Raw genomic sequence first — 6469 nt, forward strand, 5'->3', positions numbered from 1 at the left:
TGCACGGCGGCGGAGCTCAAGCGGGTAACGGGAAGGTCGTGCCATGACTCGATCCTTTCATGAAATCGAGTCTCTATTCGAACCGGGGCGGTTCACCGCGCCGATCTCGGATGCGGCGGCCGGCATCAGCACCCGGTCAGACAGAAGGGCGTTCAGCACATCGGCCGCCGATGTATTGCCAGCCAGCAGCGGCTGGGCGGAGACGGCCAGCTGACGCGCCGCGACCGCGGCCTGACACCACTCGGTCAGGAAAGCAGACCGCTGCGGGCCGTCCGGCACCCCGCTGACACGCTGCTTCCAGTAGCGGCCCAGCAGGTCCAGGCGGCTGTCGACAGCGTGCAGGTCGGCCGGCTCCACCCCCTCAAGGAGCAGTTGGGCAGCCAGCCGCAGATTGAAGGGGTTACGCAGCAGGCGCTTGACCTGATCTTGGGAGGACGCCACCAACTCAGCCAAGGCAGGCACAGCGGTAAGGATCTTCGCGAATTCGGCGTCGTCCCAGTCGCCCACCACCAGCGCGTCACCGGGAATCAACGAGCCCAGGCTGGCTGAATGCTCAAGGTCCCAGGTTCTGACCGAGGCCACCACGCGCCAGTGGGGGAGTCGCTGGCGCACCTGCCGGATCAGTTGCCGCCACAACTGCTCCGCCGTACCAGACCGGGCGGCGTCCAAGGCGTCCAGCACCAGCAGACCCTGCGCACCGGGCGCCCATTGCCCCAGCACCTCCAGCAGCGGATACTCAAGATGCAGTTCATCCTGCAGTTGCCCGGCGCTGAGAGATGCGAGACTGCTCACTTGCAGGAACAGCACAGGACGACCGGCCGCATGCCAGGCGCCGGCCAGGTGATGCAGGGCTGCGCTCTTGCCCGCGCCTGGCTCGCCCGTCACCAGGCACGATCCCTGCTCCGCCTGTACGGACAGAACATCGTCCACCCCGCGCTTGACCGTGACGTCTCCCTCGGGGCCGGGAATCGCGGTCAGCTCGCCGTCCATCTGCGCTAGTGTCTGCTGGGTCAGTGCGGTCAGCCGGGCCACGTCCGCCACGAAGTCCCGGATCGTCGCCAACCGGACTTTGGTCTCGGTGAGTTTGGTCTGCAGCCCGGCCAGATCGATGCCCGTCTGCTTCTTGCACAGCTGGTCACACACGCGCAGCAGGGTGTCCCAGGCAGAGTCGGCCTGGTCCGTGCCAGCCACCACCGCCACCCGCAGCAGAGTCAGAGCCTCCCGCTCACCGTCCTTTCCCTCTTCAACATCCAGCACCCACACCCAGCACCGGGCAAGGAAGACCCGCAGCTGCGCATCGCTCGGCTCGACTGCAGGCTCCGTGTGCTGCTTCCACGCCCGCTTCACATGACTGACGAACGTGGTGTAGGCCCTGACCTGCCGGGCATTGCATCCGGCGGTGAGGCTGGAACCAGACGGAGCTTCGCGGATGCGGTCGAGGGCGTCGGCGAGATCCTTGGTGACGGTCGAGGGGGAATCCGAGGTGGTCACCAGCACCAGTTGGTCAGTCTCGTGCCCCGCCCACAGATGCTGCCTGACGAACTGGTCAACGGTCTTGGCCAGTTCACTGCCCGTAGTCGTTCCGAGCGTGATGAACCGCTTGGCCTGCAACGCCAGGACCGCTCCATCCGCCAACCGGACACGGCAGTCGTCGACCGGCTCCCCGGTCTCGCAGCAAACCTCCTGTATGGCGCCGCTGTACAGCCCGCGTACCCCCGCAGCCGCGGTACCCGCCAGCGCCCGGACAGCGAACCAGGCGGCCACTCGCGCCTGATAGTCGAAGCCGCCAGCACCTGCGCTGCCGCCGGCATCTGTTCTGGCGGCAGCATCCGCACTCATCTGCTCAACCCCCTTGTGCTGCGGTCATCATAGAGACGCGACGGGTTTCCATGAAGCAAGTCGCTTTACGCCAAGCGCGCCAGTCAGCCGGTGTCGTGGGCAGGGCACAGGCGACGATTAGAGCCTGTGAAAGCTGCGGCATCGCCTGCGGCCGTAGATCACGGCCGCAGGGAGTCTCTCTGTGGCAAAATACGCAGCGACCGCCCGCTCCCAACTGCGGCAGCTGGCCCGCGTCCATATGCGTGGGGCGGGGCCTACGCTGATCTCCGAGTTGGCGCGGGCTCTGCTTGACGCCCGCGTCGCGTGCACGTCCGGTACGGCATACGTGCGCTTCTCGTACGCATGCCGTACGGGAAGCGCACGAGCAGGGCAGCCGGTCGGCCTGCATTTCACGCCCACTCCACGCCCAGCTCCCGCAGCGCGTCCAGTTGTGCCTGGGTGAGCTTGTCTCGTCTGGCGCGGGTGTTGGAGGTCCATACGCCCAGCTTCACGGCCACCCGCTCCGTCTCGCCGTCGACCACGATCTCTTCAGCGTGGCCGCGCGGTACAGGGCGATGGCCTTCCCGGTCCACCCACTGCGCGAGGGCCGCCAGGCCGCGCTGAAACGCCTGCTGCGCTTTGCCCGGGCCCTTCGCACGCGTGGCCTCAGGGGCCGGAGACGGTGCCTGGACGGGCTTCACGCCCAGCTTGGACAGCCGCTCCTGCTGTTCGCTCGACAACTGCGCCCAGGTGCCCGGATTCTTCTGCCGCTGAAGCCACTTGCCCAGGTCGTCCCCCTCGAACAGCACCCCGGGTTCGATGGCCGGCAGGACGCCGTCGGCGTCGACCAGGTCCGCGAGGACGCGGTAGAGCCGCTGCCAGTCCAGCGGCCACGGGCAGTCCCAGTCCGGGTCGACTGCGGCCAGCTGCTTCGCGCGCTGTGCCGCCCGCTCTGCGTCCTTCCCAAGGCCGCCCTTCCGGCGCAGGTTGGCGATGTGCTGTCCGACCGGCACCATCGCCTCGCCCTCGCCCCAGACCGCGTCCTGACGCGGCGCGAGGTGCCCCATGGCCCGCCGGTAGGACCGCAGCGCGGCGAGCTTGTTCTCCCACGCCTCCTCGCCCGGCTCCCACACCATCCCGGCCTCGGGCGAGTCCAGCAGGGTCTTGCGCCGCTCCTCCAGTTCACCTGCCCGCAGCGCCTTCCGCTGTTGGTGCACCCACCGCCCAAGCGGAAACGCCTTCGTCGCCCCCACTTCGACCTCGACGTCGTAGGGGACGGCGTAGAGGCCGGTGATGTGGTTCTCCTTCCGCCAGCGGAGCAGGGCCTGGTAGCCCTCCAGCCACACAAGGGCCTCGGGACGGTAAACCCGGGTACGCAGGAAGGCCGCGATGGTCGCGGCGTCACGCGGGCTGGAGAAGTGCAGCAGCGCCGCTTCGGCAGCGGCCTGCGTGTCGTCCTCCTGGTCCTCGCCGTCACCCTCGCCGCCGACACCGACGATCTGGCCGTCCTCGTCTCGCCGGACGTGGACCTTGCGCTTCCCGCTGGTGAGCGCGCGGGAGGCGAGCTGCTCAACGAGTCGTTCATCATGACTGCGGAGGCCTTGGAGGACCGCTACAAGAGGGCGAAAACTGGCGGAGGCCACCATGTCCGTCGGGTCCTCGCCGGGCTCCAGGAACACGGGCACGATGATCCGCGCGACCTTCGTGGAGCCGTCGCGGTTGAGCCTGAGCGCCCGGCCGATGTTCTGCACGATCTCCACCTGGGAGCCGCGGGTGTCGGCGAAGCAAATGGCTTCGACTCCGCGTTCGCCGGTGATGTCGACGCCTTCTCCGAGGACGCGGCAGCTGGCGAGGAAGGCGCGGTGGACCCGGCGGCCGGCGGCGTCGATGCCGTTGGCGAACTGGCGCAGCGCCTCGCGTCGTTCGGTGACGAGGTGGTCGCCGCACAGCCACGCCGACCAGACGCGGTCCGGTGGGACGTGGCGGCCGGCCTCCAGCTCGTAGAACTCCGCGCCGATCGACGAGGCGGGGAGCCGGTCTGCGGCCGCCAGGTCGTCGTCGGAGGTGGTGTCGTTGGCGTACAGCTCCGCAGCCGTCTCCGGCATCTTCTCCGCGAACGCCGCCGCCTCCTCCACCTTCTGGTGGAACGTCATCACAGTGCGCAAGTTGTGCGCGGCCGCGTGTTCCAGGAGCGCGGTCTGCAGGAGCGCCAGGCGCCGGCCCCGCTGCGCCTCCTCCGATTCCCCGGCGACGGGGGAGGGGTCGCGGATCTCGAGCACGTCGATCTCGAACCCGGCGAGGATCTCGCGTTCGATCGCCTCCGAGAGCCCCAGCTCGGCCAGCCACGGCCCGTAGGTCTCGGAGTCCTGGCCCATCGACGCAATCTCCAGCTCCTGGCCCTCCGCGCCCCTCTGCGGCCGGGGAGCGGCGAGGATGCGGGGGGTGGCGGTGAGGTAGAGCCGGAAGTCGGCGGGGATGCGGGCGTTGTCGTGGATCGCGGCCCAAGGCCTGCCAAGATCACCTGCGGTTGAGTGGGCTTCGTCGACAATGGCGAGCGCGAAACCGTCCATCTGCTGTCCGTACAGCCGCTCCCCGCCCGCCAAAGCGGCCTCCAGCGGCCCGCGAACCTTCCCCTTAGCCATTGGGTCGTCGAAGTCCTCGCGGTCCACCAGGGAGGCGTAGGTGGCGAACACGATGACCGGCCCGTGCCCCGCCCACAGGGCGAGCTGGATCGGGTTGGTGGTGGTACGCACCCCAAGCGAGTTGAGCACCGGGTCGTTCTCCAGCGAGCACACCGCCACCATGGGGGAGCGGTGCCCCACCGCCCGCCACGCCTGGGCGGTTTGCACGAGCAGGTCCAGGGTCGGCACGGTGACGAGGATCCGGCCGCTGGGGAAGCACTCCAGCGCACACGCGGCGGCAGTGATGGTCTTGCCCGATCCGGTCGCGGAGACGATCGTACCTCTCGCGCCCTCCGGCGGCACAGAGGATCTTGCAGGGAATCCGACCCATTTCCGGAACCGTGATTTCTGTTCCACCTGGTGTTCTCGGAGCTGGATCAAAAGAGTTCTCCCGGCTCGGGCAGGATTTGTGTGGCGGAAGTGATCTGGTATCCGCCGCGTTGGTAGAGGCCGCCGTTTCTTCCGTGGATGGTCCAGGCTTTCGCGGCTGCTTCATCGGGTGATGCAGCCATCAGGTGGACGGCGGGGGCAGGCATGGCCGGGCTGGAGCCGCCGGCGGTGGGCCGGGCATCGATCCGGTAGACGCGATGACGCGAGATCTCCGGAGCCGCGCGCCCGGACCGCTCGGCCTCAGCCACATCTGTCATCAGCCGCTGCAGACGCTGCGTTTCGTAACGGATGGCACGCGAGTCGCGGGAGGCCGTGTACGTGGCCACCCGCTCCTTCTCCATGAGAGCGGCGATCCGTTCCCACTGAAGGCGCCGCAACTCCGCGATGAACACCTCGCTCAAGTGGTGCGGCTCTGCAGGGCACCCCCGTGCACACCCGGCGCGTTCCTGCGCCAGGCGCACTTGCGCGGCCACCTGGTGTCGATCGAATCCGTCAGCTTTCGCGACGACCCCGAGCCGGGCAAGCTCATGCGGAAGATACTCGTAGATCAACACGCAAACCGCTCCCCACCGGATGTCCCAGAATTATGCCAATGCTACATGCTGCATCACATCGAGATGCAGACATGCGAGACTCCCGGAAAAGCCCCTGCACAAGATTCCTTCCGCCCTGATGGTCGTGGCACATCGGGGTACACGGGCCCGCATGGCACCGAAGACCGAACGCATCCAGTTCCTGCGGGCCGTGCGACAGCTGCACCGCGTCCGCTCCTTCTACGCCGTGGGCGCCCTGCTGTGGGCGGCATCCGCGGCCTGGACCGGCTGGCAGTCACCGGGAAGCCGGCAGATGTGGGTGGCCGTCCTGCTCCTCACCGTCTTCATCGGTCTCCTCGTCACCGCGGGCCTGTCCCTGCGGCGTCTCGCGGTTCCCGTGACGGGCCGGCCCGCACATCACGCCGCCTCGCACAAGGCGGCAAGTACCCGCCACGCCCACGCCTGAGGACACTTCAGCGTGCCGGCATGACTCGCCAGGCTCCTGCCTGGCGAGTCATGCGACTTCGAAGGCGCGCCACCCATGTCTGTAGGGGCGAGGGCCGGGCATACGGGCTTCACTTCCTATGAGAGGGGCTTGTCATGCTCGGCATAGTCGCGGCAGTGCTGTTCTTCATCGCGTTCCTCATCAACGCAGCTGAGATCAGCACCAATCACACGTTCTCGTCAGTCAACGTCATGCTCCTGGGGCTGACCGCGCTGGCCCTGCACGTTGCGGGAATCGGTAGTACTTGGTCCCGTAGACGCTGACCCGGCGTCCCCAGTACCCGCAGAGGCCAGCCGGAGAGACAGGCGCAACCGTCCCCGTGCTGCTGCTCGGGCCGCAGGCCCGTTGGTCGGCCCCGCGCAGCGGGGCCGACCTTCGTGGCGCGAAGCGCCACACGGTGACCGGAGCGCAGCGAAGGCACCGAGTGGGGGCGCAGCCCCCACCGTTCCGGGAGCGCAGCGGACGGAGCATCACCTGCCTTGCGCAGCAAGGCAGGTGAGCTGACCGCGCAGCGGTCAGCCAGCGCTCCCGCGGAGCGGGAG

Annotated in this window: 5 protein-coding genes; 2 read left to right on the forward strand and 3 right to left on the reverse strand. The window is 68.3% G+C overall.

The features are described 5' to 3' along the window. Positions 1–57 precede the first annotated feature (57 nt). The 3 genes from ABZ823_RS30715 to ABZ823_RS30725 form a co-directional block, all read right to left on the reverse strand. Positions 58–1839 carry an NACHT domain-containing protein gene (locus tag ABZ823_RS30715; protein ID WP_361666152.1) on the reverse strand — a complete coding sequence of 594 codons (1782 nt, stop codon included), beginning with the start codon at positions 1837–1839 and terminating at the stop codon, positions 58–60. 389 nt (positions 1840–2228) lie between these two features. Beyond that, positions 2229–4880, reverse strand: a complete 2652-nt coding sequence (locus tag ABZ823_RS30720; protein WP_361666155.1) for a Helicase associated domain protein — start codon at positions 4878–4880, stop codon at positions 2229–2231. Then, a complete protein-coding gene (locus tag ABZ823_RS30725; RefSeq protein ID WP_361666157.1) occupies positions 4877–5443 on the reverse strand; it encodes a hypothetical protein in 567 nt (188 codons plus the stop codon). The genes ABZ823_RS30720 and ABZ823_RS30725 overlap by 4 nt, the downstream gene beginning before the upstream one ends. 151 nt (positions 5444–5594) lie before the next feature. On the opposite strand from ABZ823_RS30725, the gene ABZ823_RS30730 reads away from it, so the two are divergent. Further along, positions 5595–5888, forward strand: a complete 294-nt coding sequence (locus tag ABZ823_RS30730; protein WP_361666160.1) for a hypothetical protein — start codon at positions 5595–5597, stop codon at positions 5886–5888. A gap of 134 nt (positions 5889–6022) precedes the next feature. Then, entirely contained in the window at positions 6023–6190 is a 168-nt protein-coding gene (locus ABZ823_RS30735) for a hypothetical protein (protein ID WP_165939570.1), read from the forward strand. The last annotated feature ends 279 nt before the right edge of the window (positions 6191–6469 follow it).

The sequence above is a fragment of the Streptomyces sp. NPDC047079 genome, assembly GCF_040643755.1.
Taxonomy (GTDB): domain Bacteria; phylum Actinomycetota; class Actinomycetes; order Streptomycetales; family Streptomycetaceae; genus Streptomyces.